Annotated in this window: 14 protein-coding genes; 6 read left to right on the top strand and 8 right to left on the bottom strand. The window is 39.4% G+C overall.

What is annotated here, in order from left to right; genetic code table 11:
• Positions 1 to 68: 68 nt before the first annotated feature.
• The 3 genes from BM291_RS20425 to BM291_RS20415 are packed head-to-tail and all read right to left on the bottom strand — an operon-like array spanning position 69 to position 2,723.
• The gene (locus BM291_RS20425) at positions 69 to 830 is read right to left on the bottom strand and encodes a DUF5995 family protein (protein WP_092901370.1); all 762 of its coding nucleotides are present in this window, start codon (positions 828 to 830) and stop codon (positions 69 to 71) included.
• 4 nt (positions 831 to 834) lie between these two features.
• Positions 835 to 1,560 (bottom strand): VIT1/CCC1 transporter family protein, encoded by a 726-nt coding sequence (locus BM291_RS20420; RefSeq protein WP_092901367.1) that lies wholly within the window; start codon positions 1,558 to 1,560, stop codon positions 835 to 837.
• Positions 1,560 to 2,723 (bottom strand): dipeptidase, encoded by a 1,164-nt coding sequence (locus BM291_RS20415; protein WP_092901364.1) that lies wholly within the window; start codon positions 2,721 to 2,723, stop codon positions 1,560 to 1,562. Before BM291_RS20415 ends, BM291_RS20420 begins: the two co-directional genes overlap by 1 nt.
• Positions 2,724 to 3,883: 1,160 nt before the next feature.
• On the opposite strand from BM291_RS20415, the gene BM291_RS22480 reads away from it, so the two are divergent.
• On the top strand, positions 3,884 to 6,643 hold the full coding sequence (locus BM291_RS22480; protein ID WP_139229157.1) for a T9SS type B sorting domain-containing protein: 2,760 nt from the start codon (positions 3,884 to 3,886) through the stop codon (positions 6,641 to 6,643).
• A 5-nt stretch (positions 6,644 to 6,648) separates the two neighbouring features.
• Here BM291_RS22480 and BM291_RS20405 read toward each other — a convergent pair whose 3' ends face one another.
• The 5 genes from BM291_RS20405 to leuS all read right to left on the bottom strand — a co-directional run bounded on the left by BM291_RS20405 (position 6,649) and on the right by leuS (position 12,139).
• Positions 6,649 to 7,488, bottom strand: a complete 840-nt coding sequence (locus tag BM291_RS20405; RefSeq protein WP_092901358.1) for an FkbM family methyltransferase — start codon at positions 7,486 to 7,488, stop codon at positions 6,649 to 6,651.
• Positions 7,488 to 8,558, bottom strand: a complete 1,071-nt coding sequence (locus tag BM291_RS20400; protein ID WP_092901355.1) for a glycosyltransferase family 4 protein — start codon at positions 8,556 to 8,558, stop codon at positions 7,488 to 7,490. Before BM291_RS20400 ends, BM291_RS20405 begins: the two co-directional genes overlap by 1 nt.
• Before the next feature lie 16 nt (positions 8,559 to 8,574).
• Positions 8,575 to 8,889 (bottom strand): nucleotidyltransferase family protein, encoded by a 315-nt coding sequence (locus BM291_RS20395; RefSeq protein ID WP_092901352.1) that lies wholly within the window; start codon positions 8,887 to 8,889, stop codon positions 8,575 to 8,577.
• Positions 8,868 to 9,134, bottom strand: coding sequence for a HEPN domain-containing protein (locus BM291_RS20390; RefSeq protein ID WP_217647347.1), 267 nt, complete (start codon positions 9,132 to 9,134; stop codon positions 8,868 to 8,870). Before BM291_RS20390 ends, BM291_RS20395 begins: the two co-directional genes overlap by 22 nt.
• Positions 9,135 to 9,364: 230 nt before the next feature.
• A complete protein-coding gene (leuS, locus tag BM291_RS20385; protein ID WP_092901349.1) occupies positions 9,365 to 12,139 on the bottom strand; it encodes a leucine--tRNA ligase in 2,775 nt (924 codons plus the stop codon).
• A 235-nt stretch (positions 12,140 to 12,374) separates the two neighbouring features.
• Here leuS and BM291_RS20380 point away from each other — a divergent pair, with 235 nt between their 5' ends.
• The 5 genes from BM291_RS20380 (at position 12,375) to BM291_RS20360 (ending at position 20,981) form a co-directional block, all read left to right on the top strand.
• Entirely contained in the window at positions 12,375 to 13,001 is a 627-nt protein-coding gene (locus BM291_RS20380; protein ID WP_092901428.1) for a 7-carboxy-7-deazaguanine synthase QueE, read from the top strand.
• A gap of 4 nt (positions 13,002 to 13,005) precedes the next feature.
• Positions 13,006 to 14,928, top strand: coding sequence for an OmpA family protein (locus BM291_RS20375; RefSeq protein ID WP_092901346.1), 1,923 nt, complete (start codon positions 13,006 to 13,008; stop codon positions 14,926 to 14,928).
• A 486-nt stretch (positions 14,929 to 15,414) separates the two neighbouring features.
• The gene (locus BM291_RS20370) at positions 15,415 to 18,519 is read left to right on the top strand and encodes a SusC/RagA family TonB-linked outer membrane protein (protein ID WP_092901343.1); all 3,105 of its coding nucleotides are present in this window, start codon (positions 15,415 to 15,417) and stop codon (positions 18,517 to 18,519) included.
• A gap of 10 nt (positions 18,520 to 18,529) precedes the next feature.
• A complete protein-coding gene (locus tag BM291_RS20365; protein WP_092901340.1) occupies positions 18,530 to 20,113 on the top strand; it encodes a SusD/RagB family nutrient-binding outer membrane lipoprotein in 1,584 nt (527 codons plus the stop codon).
• 22 nt (positions 20,114 to 20,135) lie between these two features.
• A complete protein-coding gene (locus tag BM291_RS20360; protein WP_092901337.1) occupies positions 20,136 to 20,981 on the top strand; it encodes a DUF1735 domain-containing protein in 846 nt (281 codons plus the stop codon).
• The last annotated feature ends 29 nt before the right edge of the window (positions 20,982 to 21,010 follow it).

Below are 21,010 nucleotides of genomic sequence, written 5' to 3'. Positions count from 1 at the left end.
AATTCCTGTGATGAGATTTGAGAACTTTTTGGAGGAGTACATCTTTTAATTTTCTCCTTTCTGTCGTCCTAAATCGTTTGCGCTTCTTTCACCACCGTATCCAATTGATCCATCGTGCGGCTAACGGATTTCCATTCTACGAAGCCGACCATTTTTAGCATAAGTAGTAAGAATTTTCCGGGGTTGATCAGCTTGTTTGCTAGTTTTGCAATGTTGGCATCCCGCTCTAAAATCGACGTGGATCGATCTTCGCACCCATAATATTCTCCTGCGTATTTCCATGCACCATCTCGGGCAAGCTGAATAGAGAAGTTGAGAAGCATTTCATCCCGGCCTTTGGCCAATGGTATTAGCCAGCCAAAAATCGGAGAGACTTTGCCGATATTGACTTTGACTCCATCTACTAATTCGGCGAGAACTGCATTGATTTTATTGAAGTCGTTTTGAATGCCAGCGATAGGCTCCGCGCCCATGGTGTCTGCGGCTGAGATACCCAAATCTAAATTGATATGTGCATTGATACCCAGAAACAAATGCTGAAGAACTAGGTGTTTGCTAGTCATACTAGCTTCGAATGCTAGCAACCAACTATTGGTAGGTTTTTGACCACTTTTCCATAGGTCATAAGCCTGAATGAATCTGCCTGCAAAAAGCACATCCAATTTTTCCATACGCTCATTGTCTTCAAATTCCCTAACAAGGATGCCATCTCGGATTCTTCGTGTCACCTGGCGGTATAGAATTGCAAAATATCCCATGCGTGATTGCTCGCTTTTACATAGATCTACAATTTGATCCATCCGAACCAGTACTTCATCTATGGTTTTCATGTCATTATTTTATAAAAAAGTTTTCAAGGATGTCGCCTACATAATAAGCTACAACTGCCGCTAAAAGACCTAATGCAACTGTCTCTGCTATGCTTTTAATTATAGAAGTTTGGTTCACTAGGGATTTTAAAGCTCCAATTACTACAAAGGCTAGCCCTGTAAGTACACTTGTCCAGAAGAAAATATTAATTGTGGACGGGTAGAAAAATGTATAGAGATAAACTAGCAAGGGAATAAATCCTACAATAAGGAAAGATACGAAAGTGGCGACGCCAATCTTAAAGGGGCTTTTGGTTTCCTCCATTAGGTTTAATTCATCCTTCATCATTTCAGCTACCCAAAGATCTTTGTTCGAAGTGATTTGATCCACTACTTTTTCCAACAATTCGCCATTGAAGCCTTTCGCCCTATAAATATCCGCGATCTCTGCTCGTTCTATTTCAGGAAGATGTTCTATCTCCCAGTATTCAAGTGATTCGTGTTTCTTGTAATTTTCCTTATCACTTTTAGCAGATAGATAGGCTCCTACAGACATGGAGAATCCGTCTGCAAGTAAGTTGGCAAAGCCCAGGATTATAATTATCCCTGGATCCAGATCTGCGCCAAATCCACCGGCGACCACTGCAAATGTAGTCACGGCTCCGTCAATCCCTCCATACACAAATTCTCGAAGGTATTCTTGAAGTTTCTGGAAGTATTTACTCTCTTGGTGAATATGCGCTTCGTTCATTAATTAAGGTTTTGTAAGAAAAATCTTTTAATATTCTCACCCATTACTGCCTGGATCTCAGTTTCGTTGAAACCTTGGTTCATCATTCCTTCTACCAAAAGCGGAAAGCCTGTAATATCAAAAGGAACTGCGACTGCTCCATCGTAATCAGAGCCTAAAGCGACGTATTCAATGCCGACTAGGTCGCGAACATGCTTAATGGAAGCGATGATGTTGGGTAGCTCAGGGACTCCTACAGCTTCATCGAAGAAGGCAATTCCAATGATTCCGCCGTTTTTAGCTATTTTCTGAATATGCACGTCGCTGAGGTTTCGTGGTGAATCCAGAACTCCTCGCACGCCTGTGTGAGATACGATCACTGGTTTGTCAGTCATTGCCAAAACATCATCGACTATCGCAGGTGAGCAGTGCGCGAGATCAATAAATATTCCTTTCTCATTCATTTTGTTGACTACTTCTTTTCCAAAGGCTGTTAATCCCGCCTGACTTTGTCCGTGGGCAGACCCTCCAAGCTCATTGTCAAAAAAGTGCGTGAGTCCTATCATTCGAACTCCGGCTTCAAATGCCCGATCCAGATTTTCAATCTTACCTTCCAAGGCATGTGCGCCTTCGATTCCCAGCATTCCGCCAATAATAGATTTGTCAGCTTTTCTCGCTTCAATTAATCGTTGGAAGTCTGCTTTATTTCTCACGAAAATTGCCTTTCCCTCTTCCTCTTGAATAAAGTCTGCCAGTTTTTCGGATTGAGAGAGTGTGCGATTGATCAGGCTAAACCAATTAGCTGGATATTCACCTTTAGCAATGGTGAGTGGTGTAATGTTGTCAAAAGCATCCTCGGTGTTTATTTTCATGTTTTGTCCAGCTGGAGATTTGGATACAATGGTGAACATCTCCAAGGCTACATTTGCTTCACGCATTCTAGGGAAATCCACTTGTCCTCGACTCCCTCTTTCAGTAAGGTTTCGTCCCCATAGCAAGGCGTCGCAGTGTAAATCGGAAATGAAGTCCAGCCTATGGTACATCGCTTGGGCTTCGATAGAGACAGTATAGGGAGGAGGTGATTTTACTGGGTTTCTTTGGGATTCAATATAGGGTGGGATAATCAGCGTGGCGGCAAAGTAAATCAGCACGATTGCTCCCAAAACAATAATTAAGTTCTTCATAGTAAGTAGTTACACTTTGAAGATAATGAAAAAAAGGCCTTTAACTGAAAAAAGCTATTTGGATAGAGATAGATAGGTTATTAGGGAGGATTTTGCGATTAAGATGATATTCAGTTAATTTCTCTTCGATATTTCATGAAAAATAATTATTTGTTTTTGGGCGGTTTAAAACATTTTCATTATGTTTATCAAAATTAAAAGATCAAAAAAACAAATACACAGCAAGGATTACAAAAGTATATTTGGTTTTAGATGATTGACGATAGACCCACTCTTGGGAGCTTTTTTTAAAAGCTCCCTTTTTTTTTACTTATATTTTTTCAGTGTTTGTTGATATGTAAAAAGGCGGTTTAAAAAACCTTTGATTTAGATCAAATTTCTGTTGAGATCTGAGAAACTGGTTAAAAAGAGTTAATAAATTGGGGATGATCCTTTTAGATTGAAAATTTGGTGTATTGAGAAAAGTCATTTCGAAAATTCTGAAAAGACATATTTGGAGAATTATTATACTGATCTAGTTTGAAGAATGTTTTTCTCAGATAAGGCTGACTATTTTTCATTGTAGGTTGAACCCTATAGATTTTCCGAAAATTCTTACCTCCGTCGAAAAGAAGCCTAAATCAAAATAGATTTGAAGGTTATTTTTAAAAAGACTCGTAATCAGTAAGATGCTGAAGTGTTTTTGTAGACTAAAGTAATAAGTTTTGTGAAATCACTTCATAATATGATAGAACGGCAGAGGTTTGGTAAATGAGTATAAAATGTGTTGTCGAGTTGATATTGAAACCATGTATGGAAGTAGATTACTAATGTTTTAAAAATTGAGAAAAATGCTGTAGAATTGCCTGTCCATAACATTTGATGAAAATTGACGTTTGGCTTGTTTAAATAACCTTCGATTTAATACTTACAAGCAATTTCTCCTCAAAATAGGATTTCATTTTACCCGAACATTCTCTGTGACAAAAGTTCCTTTAGCCTCCCTATTATCACTTTTCTTAATCTTTTGTATTCAGATTTCTGTCATTGGTCAGGTTCGAGTTCCTTTTACTGAAAGAGCATCGGCATCCAATCCCAGTAGAAAAACTTTTAATGTGAAAGGAGATTTTGCGTTAATTGGAAATACAAATTTGAGTCTTGCTAACTATGCTGATGACTTAATGAATGATAATTTATTGTTGTTTGTAGATGTGGATTCTGATCCAAATACCATAAATTCTTCCTCGGCTACTTTGGGTTTCAACAAAGAAAATGGAGCAGATGCGAATTGTACAAATGTGCTTTTCGCTGGTCTGTATTGGTCGGGAAGAGGGCCTACCCAAGATGTTTTTTATGTTGACGATCAAAATGGATTTCCTAAAAAATTAGATCGTAAAGAGATTACGTTAGTTGGGCCGAATGATCCTGTAGGTGGTAAATTCAGAGCTGGAGAGAATGATATTCGATATACCTATGGCCTTGATTTGGGGAATGATTTGGGATTGTATGTAGGTTTTGTGGAGGTTACAGATTACGTCAGACAACAGGGCGAAGGAGAATATACTGTAGCTGATCTTGGCGCACTTGAAGGTTCAAATTATCACTACGGTGGCTGGTCCCTAGTGGTGGTGTACGAGAATCCAGTTATGGAAAATAGGAGCATAACAGTTTTTGATGGGTATGCTTTCGTTAGGGGTAGTGTGGTTGCAGATTTTACTATACCTATCTCTGGTTTTTCTGCAGTGGACAGCGGGCCAGTAAATATGAAGCTTGGTGTTGCTGCCGGTGAAGGTGATGTTGCTGCCTTGGGAGATTATTTTGAAATAGAGAAAGGAGTTAATACCGATGATTTCATAAGGCTATCTCACTCAGGAAACTCTCCTGATAACTTTTTCAATTCTAGTATCAATACCGGGGGAAACGCAAGGAATCCAGAACTCAAGAATAACACGGGGATGGATATTTCAGTCTTTGACATCCCCAATGCCGGAAATAGTATTATTTCGAATGGACAGACTAGTACGAGGTTTAGGTACGGGACAGATGGTGATGCCTATGTCATATATAATATTGTAATGGCCGTGGATGCCAATGAGCCTGAAGTGCAAGGCTATCATTTTTTGAATTCTGTAAATAATCAACCCTTTGCGGAAGGGAAAAGTATAAAACCTGGCGACGAACTGGAGATGATTGTTGAAGTCAAAAATACGGGTGGTGTGATACTTGAAGATTTGCTATTGGAAATTAACCTGCCTGATGGATTGGAATATGTTTCTTCAGTTGGTGAGTATTTTTTTGCCGGTAATTCAGGTAATCGACCTTCGCTATTTTCGAATCAGGTCGTTTGGGATTTAGGAGATATTCCATTGCCAAGTAATCCTGACGAACTAATGGCCAAGCTGACTTATACCGTTCGTGTTACTGAAAAGTGTGAAGTATTGATTGACTCATGCAGTGCTAATTTTGTGCTCGATGGGCAAATCCAAGGAATTAATGGGGACTCAGGAAAGCCGATTCCAAATACGCCTTTGTTGATAGGCTTCAGTGAAGAATCACAATGTTTTAATGCTCCTATTTTTGGTCCTATAGATTTACAGGTTGATGCAGATGAATTTCTAAACGTAAACTGTGGCTATGAATCTGGTAAATCAAAGATTATAATCTGTTCAGAGCAAGGAAATACAGAGATCTCCCCTTCTCTTTATTTACCGGGTATATTTCCAGAGGGTACTAGATATTACAATGAATTCCCTCTTACCAGTACTTACATAGAATATGGAAATGGGATAAATTTCCCTCTTGATTACGAAGCTATTTATTATGCTGTGATCCCTGATAGCAATTGCCCAATAGGTTTTGGCTTTGCCGTCAGCGAGGTGGAAATAGAGGTTGAGATGGATGAAGGTTCTTGTGAGACATCTACTCCAGAGCGAAAAGTGAGCTTATCAATAAGTAAAGGCGTGCCTCCTTATTCTATTCTTTGGGAAGAGCGAGGTACACCTACCACAGAAACAGTCAGAGATCTATTACCTGGATTACATCGCGTATTTGTAATAGATCAGACTGGTTGTGCTGCCCGAAGTGAGTTTGTGGTACCTGAAGCAACCCTTTTTTCAGTTGAATTAACAAAAAATTCTGCTCAAATAACTTGTCCAGAGGAGCCCAATTTGTCCATTGAACTAGCTTTTGAGGCAGACGAACCATCGGAATATAAGGTTTTAATTTCTGGTGATTTATTGTCAGGTGAGAAGTTTGAGTTATTAGAAGAAGGATTGCCAGAAGGTATATATGAATACAAGGAATTTTTACCGGGTAGTTATTCGGTGAAAATCGAGAATTCGAACGGCTGTAGTCAAATTAGATCGTTTGAAATCGATGAGCAGGACCTTACTTATTTAAAGGCGGGTTTTGGATATAGCAGTGAGTCCCTTGTGAATGAAGGCTTGTTGAATTTCAACTATCCAATCAAATTTGAAAACTTTTCTGTTGGGTCTAGTATAGACAAATACAATTGGGACTTTGGAGATGGTGAGGTTAGTTCTGAGTCAGATCCTATTCATAAATTTCAAAACGCTGGAAATTACGAAGTCAAACTTACCGTTACGGATGAATTGGGATGTGTGAAAGAACTGTCCAAGCTACTGACTATAGTTGGTACTAAATTTCTGAGAATGCCAGATGCGTTTACTCCAAATGATGATGGACGAAATGACTTCTACTTCCCTGTTTTCGATCAATTGAAATCGATCAGGTTTTCGGTCTATAATAGATGGGGAGAATTGCTTTACTACTCGAGCAACCTAGAGGATAAAGGTTGGGATGGTATCTTCAAAGGATCAGAAGTACCGAATGGAGCCTATGTGTACAAGGTGGAATATCTCCACGCAACAGACGGAGCAGAGCTAAAAACTCAAACTGGAAGCTTTTTACTCATCAAGTAGAAAAGCTATTGTGGGGTCGCTAGGATATTACAGAAATCTGGTAAGTCTTCCACTTTACTCAGAGATCCTCTAAGACCTATTTTAGAGAAAGAATAATTGAATGGTTTCAGAAGCTCTAGAATATGTTCGGGCAGGTAGCCACCCGCGATACAAGCGTCTTTGTTGATTTCTAATAAAAGTATAGGGCGATGTGTTTTGATTGTGTTAAGGGCCCCTTTTAGCACCTGAAGTTCTGCTCCTTCCACATCTATCTTAAGGAAGTTAACGTCACTTACACTCAATTCTTTTATTTGCTCGTCAAGTGTGTCGAGTTGGATTTTACCTATTTCTATGCTGAACTTATCAGTGTTGTAAATGGTGTTTGTGCCCTCGTTAGAGTCCTCGCTCGCATAGAGAATAACCTCTCCCTTTTTGTCAGAGAGCCCTAGTTTTACTGGCGAAATTGTCTTGTGGAATGCGTCGTTGAGTCGGATGTTTTCGGTTAATTGATCATAAAGCTTCTGCATAGGTTCAAAAGCCACGACTTTTCCTTGGGTTCCAACTTTTCTAGCTGCCCAAAGGGAGTATTCTCCTTGATTTGCGCCCACGTCAATGAACGTGTCGCCTTTATTCAAAAACTTTTCCAGTACGAAAATAGGAGCCCAGTCATGTGCGCCTCGCCAATAGATGGCAGCTCCCATTTGCTTGGCAATATCAACTTTCATCGAAACTCCTCTAAATTCGAAATTCCTCCAGTTTTCAGGCTGAGAAGAGCCATCGAAAAATTTTCTAAACAATTTGGTGACAAAAAAACCGCCTGGAATCACATATAAATTCCTTGAAATTTTACTTAAGAAGTGTTCCATTAGTTAGTATAAGACTTGCCAGTAAATCGCTCCAAAGCCGCTATTAATTTTTCCTCTCTAAGCGCTATAGAATAATTGGCTTGAATATGAAGTCGTGAATTTATGGAAAGTAAATCTTTATTGACAGAATTGAGCACTTTATCCATGACCGGAACAGCTGACTCTAGGGATTTCTGGGGGATTATAAATCCAGATTTTCCCACAATCTGCGGAATATGATTGGATGATGATCCTATTGGTATAGCTCCGCAAAGCATGGCTTCACATAAGGCACAGCCAAATCCTTCAAAACTTGAAAGCTGGAAGTAGAATTCAGTTTTCTGATACCATGCAAGTAAATCTTCTGGGGACAGGAATCCTAAGAAATGAACATTGGTGGGTGTTTCTAGTTTTATGTCTGCGGCCTGAATTCCTGCAAAATAAAAGCTACAGTTTGGGTATTCTCTAGCAATCTCTAGAATCAAATCTCCTCCCTTGAGCTCAAATTGGCTAGGTGACATGACTGCCAAAAAGCTATTTGTAATTCGATCTGGCTTATCGGGCAAAGTCCACTGCTTGTCATCCAGTCCGTTATAAATGACTTCTATCGGGGTTTTAATTCCTGGGAAATGGAATAAAAGCCCTTGCTTTTTGGAAGTGATAGCAGGATCGAAAAGTAGCTCTGTTTCGATCAATGATTCACTGACAGGAAAGATTGCATTAGCTCGTTTGTAGCTGAAGCTGCAAATTCGCTTGAGAAGCCCGATTCTTAGACTCCCGTAATTTATCTCGGGAATAGCTGCGCAATCTGTACCGTGTGTGACGATGAATACTTTTTTACCAAACGTCTTACCGAAGATTGTTGCCCAAAAAGCCCAATATCCACCAAAGTTGACAAGGATGAGTTTTGCTCCGAAAATGCTGAATAGCATAGCGAAAAACTGAGTGATGAAGTTAATAGGAGCGAGTCTCTTATCGCTCCAAGGCTGGTTAATGACCCGAACAGTGAAATATTTAGACAACATCCTGATGTCACTTTTTACAAATGACTGTAGGGATGGTGTGATGTACAGGATTTTAGGTGAACTCATCTAGTTTTGTTGGACCTCAAAAAGTGGTGACCAAGTTGATTCCAGTACTTTTTATTTCTAACGCAAAGGGGTTTTTGGAATTGAAATCTTCAGTTTTAATTGGATGTGGCTCAATCCTTAAATCTATTGAGCGTCTTAGCTTTCGAAGTTCGTTTTGTATGGAAAAAAAATCATCCATGTGATCTAACACTAGTGCGATATCTAAATCACTTTCTTCCTTCTGAGATCCTTTTGAATAAGATCCAAATAGAAAAGCACTTCTCAGCCCAAATTTTTCTGGGATGCTCTCAATGTATTTATTCAGAATATTTATAATTCGCTGATCAGCCATTTCCTGAGTTTTTCTATTCGTTCAATCCAGATTTCTGTAAACTCCTTTGTACAAAGTTGGTGAAAATCCTGTTTGTAATTATCATAACGGACATTCAGGTTAAAAGTAGTGATTTCGTCAAGCCAATCTTTTTGTTCTTCTGCAGGATTTAAGTTTGCTTTTGCTGTTAATCGAAGTAGATCATGAATAAACAATGGATGTTTCTTATTGGACTTCACATAATGTGCTTTCAGTAATTTCTCCAAAACCAAATGTCCAATAAATAGACATCAATCATAATCTTTTGATTTAAATAAGTTCTTCATTGTCCGATAGTTTTGATCAGAAGAATTCACCCAATAATCAATTACTCGTTGGATGTTTTCTAGTTTATCAGACATATTTAATAGCCTATTTAATGACTAAAATAGTTCTATTTAGTAAATCAAAAAAGCTCAACCCATGACAGGTTGAGCTTTTTGTATTTGAAGTAGTTCTAAACCACCAGATTCACAATTTTTCCAGGTACAATAATGATCTTTTTAGGTGCTTTTCCTTCTAGCCATTTCATGACTGTTTCATCTGAAAGAGCAGCCTCTTGGATTTGGTCTTTGGTGAGAGAGAGATCAAGATTGATTTTAACTCTCATTTTCCCATTGATCATCACCGGGTATTCAAATGCACTTTCCTTCAAATGACTCTCGTCGAAAACTGGGAAAGATGACTCGGTAATTGAGCCTTCATGACCTAATAAACTCCAGAGTTCTTCCGCAATATGCGGTGCATATGGAGAAACCAATAGTGCCAATGGTTCTAAAATCGCACGTTTGTTTGACTTCAGAGCGCTTAGTTCATTTACACAGATCATAAAGCTCGATACAGAAGTGTTGAACGAGAAGTTCGTCATATCATCTTCCATCTTCTTCAGTGCCTTGTGAAGCGCTTTGTATTCTTCCTTGCTTGGCTCCGCATCGGAAATCTGTAGTTCTCCAGCGTTGGAGTGGTACAGGTTCCAAAGTTTTCTCAAAAATTTATATACTCCGTCGATTCCATTGGTATTCCAAGGTTTGAATTGCTCCAAAGGCCCAAGGAACATCTCGTACAATCTTAACGTATCCGCCCCGTAGCGCTCGATGATGTCATCTGGATTGACCACGTTGTATTTGGACTTGGACATTTTCTCCACCTCAGATCCGCAGATGTATTTGCCGTCCTCTAGGATGAATTCGGCATCCGCCAAATCAGGTCTCCATGCTTTGAATTTCTCTAGATTCAACTGATCGTTGTATACGATATTCACGTCCACGTGCATTGCAAATGCATCGTGTTGTTCTTTCAGACCGTAGCTTACAAACTTGTTTGTGCCTTTCACTCTGTACACAAAGTTCGATCTTCCCTGGATCATGCCTTGGTTGATCATCTTCTGGAATGGCTCGTCGATGCTTACTACTCCAAGATCATACAAGAATTTGGTCCAGAATCTAGAATAAAGAAGGTGTCCTGTAGCATGCTCGGATCCTCCGATGTATAAATCTACAGCACCCCAATAATCCGTTATTGTTTTGTCCGCAAACTCAGTTTCATTCTTTGGATCCATATATCTGAAGAAATACCAGCTAGAACCTGCCCAGCCTGGCATCGTGCTTCTTTCCAAAGGAAATTCTCCATCCGAAGTTTTGTAGTTCCAGTCTTTTGCGCGAGCAAGTGGAGGCTCACCATCTTCAGTAGGTAAGTATTTATCTACCTCTGGCAAAACGAGAGGCAAGTCTTTTTCTTCAATTAAATAAGGTAATCCCTCTTTGAAATAAACAGGAAGTGGCTCGCCCCAATAGCGCTGACGAGTGAAAATCGCGTCACGCATTCTGTATTGGATTTTGCCTTTTCCGATGCCTTTTTCTTCCAAAAACTCAATTGCTTTGGTCATGGCATCTTTCATGTAAAGATTGGAAATAAAGCCTGAATTGATAATCAAGCCTCCTTTTCCAGGGAAAGAGCCTTCCTCCATAGAACCATCGATCACCTGTCTGATCTCTAGGTCGAAGTGCTTCGCAAAGTTGTAATCTCGCTCATCATGTGCAGGAACTGCCATCACTGCGCCAGTACCGTATCCAGCCAAAACGTAATCAGCCACCCAAACTTGGATTTCTTCTCCGTTGAAGGGGTTGATCGCATAAGAACCAGTGAAAGCGCCAGAGATAGTTTTGACATCACTCATACGCTCACGCTCCGAGCGATTTTTGGCTACTTCGATATAAGCTTCAGCTTTTGCTCGTTGATCTTCTGTGATCAAAGCTGCTGCTAGATCAGATTCTGGTGCCAAAGCCAAATAGGTGACACCATATATAGTGTCTACACGCGTGGTGAAGACTTTGATGGTTTGTTCGGAATCTTTTACCTGGAAAACAACGTCAGCCCCGATGGATTTGCCTATCCAGTTTCGCTGCATTTCTTTGACTGGCTCAGACCAATCTAATTTATCCAAGCCTTTTAATAGGCGATCAGCATACGCGGTGATTCTCATCGACCACTGCATCATTTTCTTACGTTCTACAGGATGTCCGCCACGTTCCGAGAAGCCTTCTTTGACTTCGTCGTTGGAAAGTACAGTTCCTAATGCCGAACACCAGTTTACCGTAGTTTCGGCAAGGAATGTAAGTCTGTATTTAAGGAGTGTTTCTTGCTTTTCTTTTTCAGAAAACGCATTCCAGTCTGCAGCACTAAATTTCTCAGTGTCCTCATCGCAAACAGCTTTCACTGTTGAGTTTCCTTCTTTCTCAAATCGCTCAATCAATGAATCAATCGAAAGTGCTTTGTCGGCATCCTGATCGTAGTAGCTGTTGAAAAGCTGCATAAAGATCCACTGCGTCCATTTGTAATAGTCTGGATTGGAAGTTCTCACTTCTTTGCTCCAGTCAAAAGCAAAACCGATATTCTTCAGTTGCTCCGTGTATCGCGTAATGTTTTGCTCAGTGGTGATCGCTGGATGTTGCCCAGTTTGGATAGCGTATTGTTCAGCAGGAAGTCCAAAGCTGTCATAACCCATTGGGTGAAGGACGTTGAAGCCTTTGAGTTTTTTGAATCTAGAGACAATGTCTGAGGCGATATATCCAAGTGGGTGGCCGACATGGAGTCCCGCCCCAGATGGGTATGGGAACATGTCAAGAGAATAAAATTTTGGTTTGTCAGGATTTACCTTGGCTAGGAAAGTTTGATTCTTTTCCCAGTAAGCCTGCCATTTTTTCTCGATCTCCTTAAAAGTGTACTCCGCCATGATTGAATTTTTTCTAGTTTTTTAGCTGAACGCCTGCAAAAATAGAAAAATTGACGGGCTTTTGAATTCAAATTGATAATTGATCCTAAGTAAAGAACAGATGTTGATCAAAAGATTGGTTTGAACAAAATATTACAATTTTCTAATTTTTAAATTTTTCAATCCAAAAGCCTACCTTTGCGGCATAATTCACCCAGCGGTTCAATTGCCCGCTTTATCAAAAATTCAGATGAATATGGATACGAAGGAGTTAGTAGAGAAAGGATTGGAGCTTCCGTTAATGGAAGCTTTTTACACAATACAAGGAGAAGGAAGGTTTACTGGGTATCCCGCTTATTTTATCCGGCTTGGAGGCTGTGATGTGGGCTGTGTCTGGTGTGATGTCAAAGAGTCTTGGGATTCGGGCAAGTGGCCGGTGTTTTCTATCGAGCAGCTTGTTGAAGATGCATTAGCTTTCCCAGGTCGTCTGGCCGTAATCACTGGTGGCGAACCTTTGATGTATGACCTAGGGCCATTGACGGCGCTGTTGAAAGCTAACGGATTTACTACCAATATCGAAACTTCTGGAGCCCACCCATTTTCAGGGGATTTTGACTGGGTTTGTTTTTCTCCTAAGAAATTTAAGAAACCCCACACCTCTATATATAAGGAGGCGGACGAACTGAAAGTCGTTGTTTTCCATCAGAGTGATTTTGCCTTTGCGGAAGAGCATGCTGCACTGGTGAATTCCAGCTGTGAATTGCGTCTTCAGCCAGAGTGGAGTAAGGCTGATAAATTCACGCCGATCATCATTGATTTTGCAAAAAATCGCCCAAAGTGGAAAATATCGCTTCAAACTCATAAATTTATGGACATACCCTAAGTCCATGCGCCCTTTTCTAGCCGGAATTCTTCTTTTATTGACCTTTTCTTTCGCTAACGCGCAAAGCTATTCTATCATTGATGGTAAGGCAATAAGGATGTATCGCGAAGGAGAGGAGTTGACTCTTTCTCGGCAATATGACGAGGCAATTAGCAAATACAAGGATGCAATAGACCGAGAGGCTTCATTTTTAGAAGCCTATGTAAAGTTAGCCCAACTCCAGATTACGCAGGGCGACTTAGCGAATGCAGAGAAAACAGTAATCGCCGGGAAGTCAAGATTGTCTGGTAAGAATGTTACAGTAAAGCATAGAGCAGATTTGGGTTGGGTACTGACTCACGTGTATTTACAGCAAGGGAGGTTTCAGGATTCTTTTGATGAGTTTGGGCTGACAGATCCGTTATTGGATGTAGATTTCAAGAAGTCAATTTCTTATGTCGACACTAAGGCACAAATGGAATTCTTGGCTGAGCAATTAGAGAACTTTAGGCATATAGAAAAGGAGAAATTACCAGCTCCACTCAATGAATTTCAGCTTCAGTATTTCCCGGTATTGACAGCAGATGGAGAGCAGATACTTTTTACCAAAAGAGATGGAACTGGCAACAACGATAAGGAAGATATTTTTATGGCATTCGTGTCTCCTGAAGGTAATTGGTCTAAACCTCAAAGTGTAGCCCAGGCAATCAATTCTCCATATAATGAAGGCACTTGCTCTGTGACTGCTGATGGAAATATACTAATCTATACATCTTGTGATGCACCGGATTCTGAGGGGAGCTGTGATTTGTACATCGCCTATAAAGTGAATGGGATTTGGCAGCGTCCGAAAAATATGGGCAAGAATGTCAACTCAAGGTCATGGGATTCTCAGCCGTCACTCTCTGCAGATGGGAGAATATTGTTTTTTTCCTCTAATAGAAAAGGTGGATTTGGGGGTAATGATATTTGGTATAGTGTAATGCAAAGCGATGGGGTCTGGACTGTCGCTAAAAACCTAGGAGCTGTAGTCAATACGCCAAAGGATGAGATTTCACCATTTATGTTTTTTAATAATGAGGTGCTTTTCTTCTCATCGAATGGTCACCCTGGGTTTGGGGGAATGGACATACAGCTCTCGAAGGTGGTTGATGGTGAATTCACGAAGCCGGAAAATCTTGGTCTTCCTATTAATGATCAATTAGATCAGGTTGCATTATTTATTACAGCTCAAAAAGATTACGCATATTTCACGGAGTTGAGTACTGGGGAAAAAGAAATTAATCGCTCCTTATTATATAGGTTCAAATTCCCTAAAGAAATATCCTTGGGTGAAAACCTGACTGTGACCGAAGGAAAGGTGTTTAATTCCAAAACTGGGGAGCCTATTGATGCTACCCTTTCTTTGGTGTCACTTACGAATGACAGCACTTTATACCAGTTTAAGGCGGATGGTAAGACAGGGGAGTTTATGATGCTTTATCCGGACAAGGCAATTTCGGGTTTGTATGTAGAGAAGAAAGGTTTTATCCCCAAAATTTACAACGTAGAACGGGATAAAATAAAAAATGTAAAAGATTTGAAAATAGAACTTGTACCTGTTGCTGCAGGTGAGGAGTTTGTTTTTGAAAATATATTCTTTGAATTTGATCAGTTTGACCTTAAGTCTGAGTCGATCTCTTCACTAAAAAGACTAGTTAAATTTTTAGCAGAAAACCCTAATGTTAACATTCTGATCACAGGCCATACAGATAATGTAGGTAGTGCGAGCTATAATCAGAATCTTAGTTTACAGCGGGCGAAAAGTGTTCAGGAATATCTCATTACACATGGGTTTCATCATGGACGTGCTCTAGTGGAAGGGAAAGGCGACAAAGAGCCAATGGTACCAAACACGAATCCTCAAAACCAAGGATTGAATCGTAGGATAACTATAAAAATTTTATAGATCGAGCATCCCCAACTGTTCGAAAGCGGTCAAAATCCTCTAAAAAATAAACTGCTTTATTAATTACGTGTTTATTTTAATAGTCCATGGCCTTTTGATTTGTATCAGTTCAGATGTAAATTTCTCATATAAGGCAAATTTGGGTAAAAAAGAGGTTGATTTTCATTTTTGTATTAGGGAAAATTTTGTTTTAATGCCTTATGGAGAAATAATAATTTATTTATGAGTAAGGCATTAGTTTGAGTAGTGACATTTTCAATTTTAATAAAAAATTAACTTTTGTTAACATTAGAATAACAAAACAAAAATATATAAAGCATGCCTTGTAGCTGTGTTAATCCAAATAAAATTTTGTATTTAAGCTAAAATGGAGATTTTTATTAATTTCCATACAAACTCGTATAGTCAAATTTGTAACCCTTGGTTTTGCGATATTGCATCAATAAGAATATCATTGGGTATAATATAAACCAAATCATATTACTTATGAAGAAAATTTTACTCCTAGGGCTTTCGCTTTTCCTAGTAAGTGCTGTGGCATTTGCACAGGGGCGTAAAGTAACCGGAATAGTATCTTCGGGCGAAGACGGTCAGCCAATCCCAGGCGCAACCGTATTAGTTAAAGGTACTAGTGTAGGTACTGCCACAGACATTGATGGTAAGTACGCATTGACCATCCCTACTGACGGGAAAGTATTGGTGTTTAGTTTTATTGGAACTAACACGCAAGAGATTCAAATTGGTCAGCAATCTGTAATCGACGTTGTTCTTCAGCCAGATGTACAGAGTTTGAGTGAAGTTGTGATCACGGGTGCTGCAGGTATTGAATCCAGAAGAATAGAAATGGGTTACAATGCTACAAGTATCGAGACTCGCGATGTGGCTCAAGGTAGAGCTGCTAACGTAGCTGCTGGTTTGACTGGTAAAGTTGCAGGTCTACAAATCAATACAACTGGTTCGGGTGTAAATCCTAACGTTAGAGTTATATTGAGAGGTAGCCGTTCTTTGACTGGTGATAACGAAGCCTTGATTGTTGTGGATAACGTAATTGTTCCTAATTCTATTTTGGGAAATCTTAATCCTCAGGATATTCAAGAAATCACTGTACTTAATGGTGCTAACGCTGCCGCTCTTTACGGTTCTGCTGCATCTAACGGTGCATTGATTATCGTTACCAAGAAAGGTAAATCTGGAGCTCCAAGAGTAACAGTAGGACATACTGTTAATCTTGAGCAAGTGAGTTTCTATCCTCAGATTCAGGATTCATTCGGTTCTGGTTATGCAGGTGGATATCCTCATGATTACGTTCCTTATGAGAATCAGCAGTACGGTCCAAGATTCGATGGATCTATGGTAGAAATTGGTAAGCCTTTGGAAGATGGTTCTATTCAGACTGTTCCTTATGCTAATACAAATTCTAAAAATGATTTCTGGGAAACTGGTGTGACCAATCAAACAGATCTTTCTGTAAGTGGTGGTGACGACAAGTCAACAAATTTCTTCTCCGCACAGTATCTTACAAATGACGGTACTACACCAGGTGATCAGTACACTAGAGCGTCTATTCGTTTCAACAGTACAAGAAAATTCACTGACAAATTGGCGTTGAACGTATCTACAAACTACGTACAGAATAGATATGACATTACTACTGCCACTGGTAGCATGTATGATCAAATCCTTCAGACTCCAGCTCATATTCCATTGACTAGTTATAAAGATTGGAGAAATGATCCATTTGCTAACCCTAATGGATACTATAATGAGTATTATGACAATCCATATTTCCAAGCGGATAACAGTCGTCAGAATTCTGGCAATGATTATATCGTAGGTAACGTTGAATTGAAATATAAGCCTTTAACGTGGGTGGATTTCACTTACCGTGTAGGTATATCTAACAGAAGCTATTACAATAAGAATACAACTGGGAAATTCACTTTCACAGATTATACTAAAGGTATATCTTCTGCAAAAACTGATATCGCAGGCGGTGTTTCTGATGGAGCTGGTTATAGCAATCAACTTATCTCTGATTTCTTGATCAATTTGAAGAAGCCAGTTGGTGAAGATTTGTTCTTCAATTTATTACTTGGTAACCAATTGAGAAAAAATCAATCTAAAAGTGTTGGTGTAAGTGCTAATGGCCTTGTAATTCCAGGCCTTTACAATGTGTCAAACAGAGTAGGTGAGGCTGGTGCAAGTGAAAGTAACTTTGAATCTAGCCAAATAGGTGTATTTGCACAGTTCAAGACTGCATACAAAGATTACTTGTTCCTTGAATTGACAGGAAGAAATGATTGGGTTTCTACTCTTTCTAAAGCTAACAGATCATTCTTCTATCCTGCAGCAAACGTTTCATTCGTAGCTTCTGATGCTTTTCCTTCTATCAAAGGTAAAGTTATCTCTCAGTTCAAAGTTAGAGGTGGTATTTCTCAGGTAGGACAAGTTAACTTGGATCCTTACCAGTTAGATCCTACTTTCAGCCCTTCTTCAGGATTCCCTTATGGTAGCCTTTCAGGTTATTCTTTGGATAATCGTCTTGTTGCTGCTGACCTTGAGCCAGAGATTACTACTTCTTTTGAGTTGGGTACAGATTTCATCTTATTTGACGGAAAAGTTAACGGTGCATTCACTTACTATCAGTCAGAAACTGAAAATCAAACGATTTCAACTGGTGTTTCTTCAGCTACAGGATTTTCTTCCTACCTACAGAATACTGGTATTGTTGCAAACCAAGGGTTTGAAACAATGTTGAACGTAACAGCTTTCGCTAGAAATAACTTCCAGATAAACATTGGAGCCAATTATACTTTCAATGATAACTATGTGAAAGAGATTGCTGACGATTTGGATAGACTAGCTCTTTCTAGTGGTGGTAATGCGCAAGTATATGCTATCGAAGGACAGCCTTACCCTATGTTGATAGGATCTGTTTACAAGAGAGATGACCAGGGAAGAATTATTGTAGATGCTAACTCTGGATATCCAAGTGTAGCTGAAGGTCAAGTGCAGCTTGGTAATACTCAGCCTAGACATAGATTGGGTCTGAATACTGAAATACTTTATAAAGGATTTAGATTGTATGCCCTTGCTGAATACAGAGGTGGATATAATATTTATTACAGTGGAGGTGGATCATTTGACTTCTCTGGATCAGGTATTACTACTACTTACTTCAATAGAGAGCGTTTTGTAATTCCGAACTCATCTTATGAGAATCCTGAGAGTCCAGGAACATACATTGAAAACACAAATGTTACTGTAACAGACGGTGGTGCTGGTTTCTGGACAGATGGTTCATTTAGAAGAAACGTAGCAGAGAACTACCTAATTGACGGTGCTTACTGGAAATTGAGAGAGGTTGCGATTTCTTACGACTTCCCAGCTAGCTTAATGAGTAGAGTTGGTTTTATCCAAGGTGCTACTATTACAGCTCAGGGTAGAAACTTGTTGATCTTCACTCCAAATTCAAATATTTACACGGATCCAGATTTCAACTTCTCTGACGGAAATGCTGTAGGTATTGTAACGCTATCTGCAACACCTCCAACTAGATTCTACGGTGGTTCTATTACATTAACATTTTAATTAAATAGAAATGAAAAATATATTAAGAATATTTATTCTTGCTTCCTTTATCTCCCTCACCTCATGTGAGTCATTTCTAGGAGATAATGTGAATCCTAATTCAGCAACTTCGGCTACGCCTGAGCTTGTATTGCCAAATGCACTGACAAGTTCTGCTAACCTGTTCATGAATTTCCATACTAGTGCGATGTGGATTAATGGTTATACTGTCAATGCTGGCGGTTATGGTGGATGGGGTGCGACTGTTACTTATAACATGACTACTACTTCCTATAATGGGCTTTGGTCTGCTACTTATGATGATCTTATTAACTATGAGTACATCCTGAATACAACTGCTGAAGATCCAAGCTTAGCATACTTTAACGGTGTAGCTAGAGTTATGAAGGCTTTCAACTATGCGATGTTGGTTGATGTTTTCGGAGATGTTCCTTATAGCGAAGGTCTTAAAGGAGCAGCGAACGTAACTCCTACTTATGATAGCCAAACTGAGGTGTACAAAGATTTGGTGTCTCAGTTGAATAGTGCTATTGATATTTTCACGAATGCAAAAGGTGCAAATAGCCTTGGTTCTGCTGACGTAGTATTCGGTGGTAGTGTAAGTAAGTGGGCTAAATTTGCTAACACAATAAAGCTTAGAATGCTATTGAAAATGGCTGCTTCTTCTGAAACTAGTGCATTCGCTACAACAGAATTTGCTGCAATGAATACTACGGTTGGCTTTATGACAGAAGATGCTAAAGTTAACCCAGGTTACATAGCTACTGCAGGTAAACAAAACCCGCTTTGGGAGAGATATCACTCGAATGCGGCAGGTACGTTGTCAGGTTCAGGTAGATCAGCTATTCCTAGTAAATATGTTTATAGCTTCTATAACGGTACTAAACTTACCGATAATGCTAGAGGTCCTCTAACTTACCGTAGTTTTAACAATAGCACACCTACAGGACAATTAGGTAATTTAGTTGACAATCCTGCAGCACTTGCAAGCCAGACTGCTTGGTTCGTTGGGACCGGTACTGGTACAAATGCGGTGGCTACAAATGGGCTTCTAAAAGGCAGAACTGCTGGTTTTCCTATTATGTTAGCAGCTGAATCTTATTTGCTTCAAGCTGAAGCTTATATGAAAGGTTTCCTTGCAGGAGATGATCTTAAAGCTTTCGAGAATGGTGTTACTGCCTCATTTAGGTATTTGTATTCAGACATTGCAGGAGCTCTTCCAGCAGGTGTCAGTCTCGCAACTCAACTGGCAACATACAAAGCTGACAACGCAACTAGCTATTTGGTTAATTACAACCTAGCAAGTTCTCAAGCTGAGAAATTGGAAGCAATTATTACACAGAAGTATATAGCTAATAATTTTGTAAATGGTCATGAGTCTTGGGCTGATTTCAGAAGAACTGGATATCCTAAAATTGTGAATGGTTCTGCAAATCCAAATTTGAGCTTTGCTTCTATTTTATCGTCATCTCCAAGAGCTGATAAATTGCCAGTAAGATATCTTTACGCTTCTTCTGAATTCCAGTTGAATCCTGAAAATGTTCCAACAGGAATTGATCAGTTTTCTAGCTTGGTATTCTGGCAAGCCCAATAATCCATAATTAATAGAAATACATATGAAAAATATATTATATAGAATAGGGATGTTTGGTGTTGCTGCATTGACACTGACTTCCTGCTTGGATGAGGATCCTTTATTTGATCCTGAGAAAACTACTGGTATTATTGAGTTTGTAGAGCAAGCGCCACTAGTAGCAGTAGGGAGTGTTTACCCTTTGAATAAACTTACGTTTGAGGCTGTACCTGCAGATCAAATCGAAGTAATCGTGCAATATTCTGGTGCTTACAATGCTCCAGAGGATTTAGTTGTGACGGTTGAGCTTTCTCCTTCAGATCTTCCAACATATAATGCTGATCAAGGTCTTACCGGTGTGGATCAATATGTTATGTTGGATGCAGGTAGTTATACTCTACCAGGTGGAGGTTCTACTGTATCTGTTACTATTCCAAAAGGAGAGAAAAGAGTTAGTTTCATGATTGATGTGAAACCTGATAAATTTAAGTTTGATGCAAATTATGCTATTCCATTGAAGATATCTTCTGCATCTAGCGGTGTAGTAAGTGGAAACTTTGGACACATGATTTATGCTGTGATTCCTAATAATCAGTGGGCTGGTGATTATGACCATACCTATTCTGGTTCTCTAGGTTCTGGGACTAACGTAGTTCACATGACAACTATTGGAGAGTTCAGAACTACTTCAAATTTGATTGGAGTTTACTCTAACCAGACTATCATTGAAATTGATCCAGTAAATAATTACGCAAGTGTTATTTCTGTTTCAGGTTTAGGAAATGCTACAAATTATCCTGAGAACTTTTGGGATCCAGCAACTAAAACTATTCATGTTAAGTATACAGTAGGGTCACGTACCATGACTGAGACTTATGTGAAGAAATAAGCTTATAACGTTTGCCTTCTAGGCAATGA

The sequence above is a fragment of the Algoriphagus aquimarinus genome (assembly GCF_900112005.1).
GTDB classification, from domain to species: Bacteria; Bacteroidota; Bacteroidia; order Cytophagales; family Cyclobacteriaceae; genus Algoriphagus; species Algoriphagus aquimarinus.
The sequence above is the reverse complement of the archived record's forward strand: the minus strand, read 5'-3'. Positions and strand labels throughout refer to the sequence as shown.

What these genes read in the sequence shown, in the direction of transcription:
- BM291_RS20415 (WP_092901364.1), bottom strand. Translation starts at nt 2,723, where the DNA reads ATGAAGAACTTAATTATTGTTTTGGGAGCAATCGTGCTGATTTACTTT.
- BM291_RS22480 (WP_139229157.1), top strand. Translation starts at nt 3,884, where the DNA reads ATGAATGATAATTTATTGTTGTTTGTAGATGTGGATTCTGATCCAAAT.
- BM291_RS20380 (WP_092901428.1), top strand. Translation starts at nt 12,375, where the DNA reads ATGGATACGAAGGAGTTAGTAGAGAAAGGATTGGAGCTTCCGTTAATG.
- BM291_RS20425 (WP_092901370.1), bottom strand. Translation starts at nt 830, where the DNA reads ATGAAAACCATAGATGAAGTACTGGTTCGGATGGATCAAATTGTAGAT.
- BM291_RS20405 (WP_092901358.1), bottom strand. Translation starts at nt 7,488, where the DNA reads ATGGAACACTTCTTAAGTAAAATTTCAAGGAATTTATATGTGATTCCA.
- BM291_RS20375 (WP_092901346.1), top strand. Translation starts at nt 13,006, where the DNA reads ATGCGCCCTTTTCTAGCCGGAATTCTTCTTTTATTGACCTTTTCTTTC.
- BM291_RS20370 (WP_092901343.1), top strand. Translation starts at nt 15,415, where the DNA reads ATGAAGAAAATTTTACTCCTAGGGCTTTCGCTTTTCCTAGTAAGTGCT.
- BM291_RS20400 (WP_092901355.1), bottom strand. Translation starts at nt 8,558, where the DNA reads ATGAGTTCACCTAAAATCCTGTACATCACACCATCCCTACAGTCATTT.
- BM291_RS20420 (WP_092901367.1), bottom strand. Translation starts at nt 1,560, where the DNA reads ATGAACGAAGCGCATATTCACCAAGAGAGTAAATACTTCCAGAAACTT.
- leuS (WP_092901349.1), bottom strand. Translation starts at nt 12,139, where the DNA reads ATGGCGGAGTACACTTTTAAGGAGATCGAGAAAAAATGGCAGGCTTAC.
- BM291_RS20395 (WP_092901352.1), bottom strand. Translation starts at nt 8,889, where the DNA reads ATGGCTGATCAGCGAATTATAAATATTCTGAATAAATACATTGAGAGC.
- BM291_RS20360 (WP_092901337.1), top strand. Translation starts at nt 20,136, where the DNA reads ATGAAAAATATATTATATAGAATAGGGATGTTTGGTGTTGCTGCATTG.
- BM291_RS20365 (WP_092901340.1), top strand. Translation starts at nt 18,530, where the DNA reads ATGAAAAATATATTAAGAATATTTATTCTTGCTTCCTTTATCTCCCTC.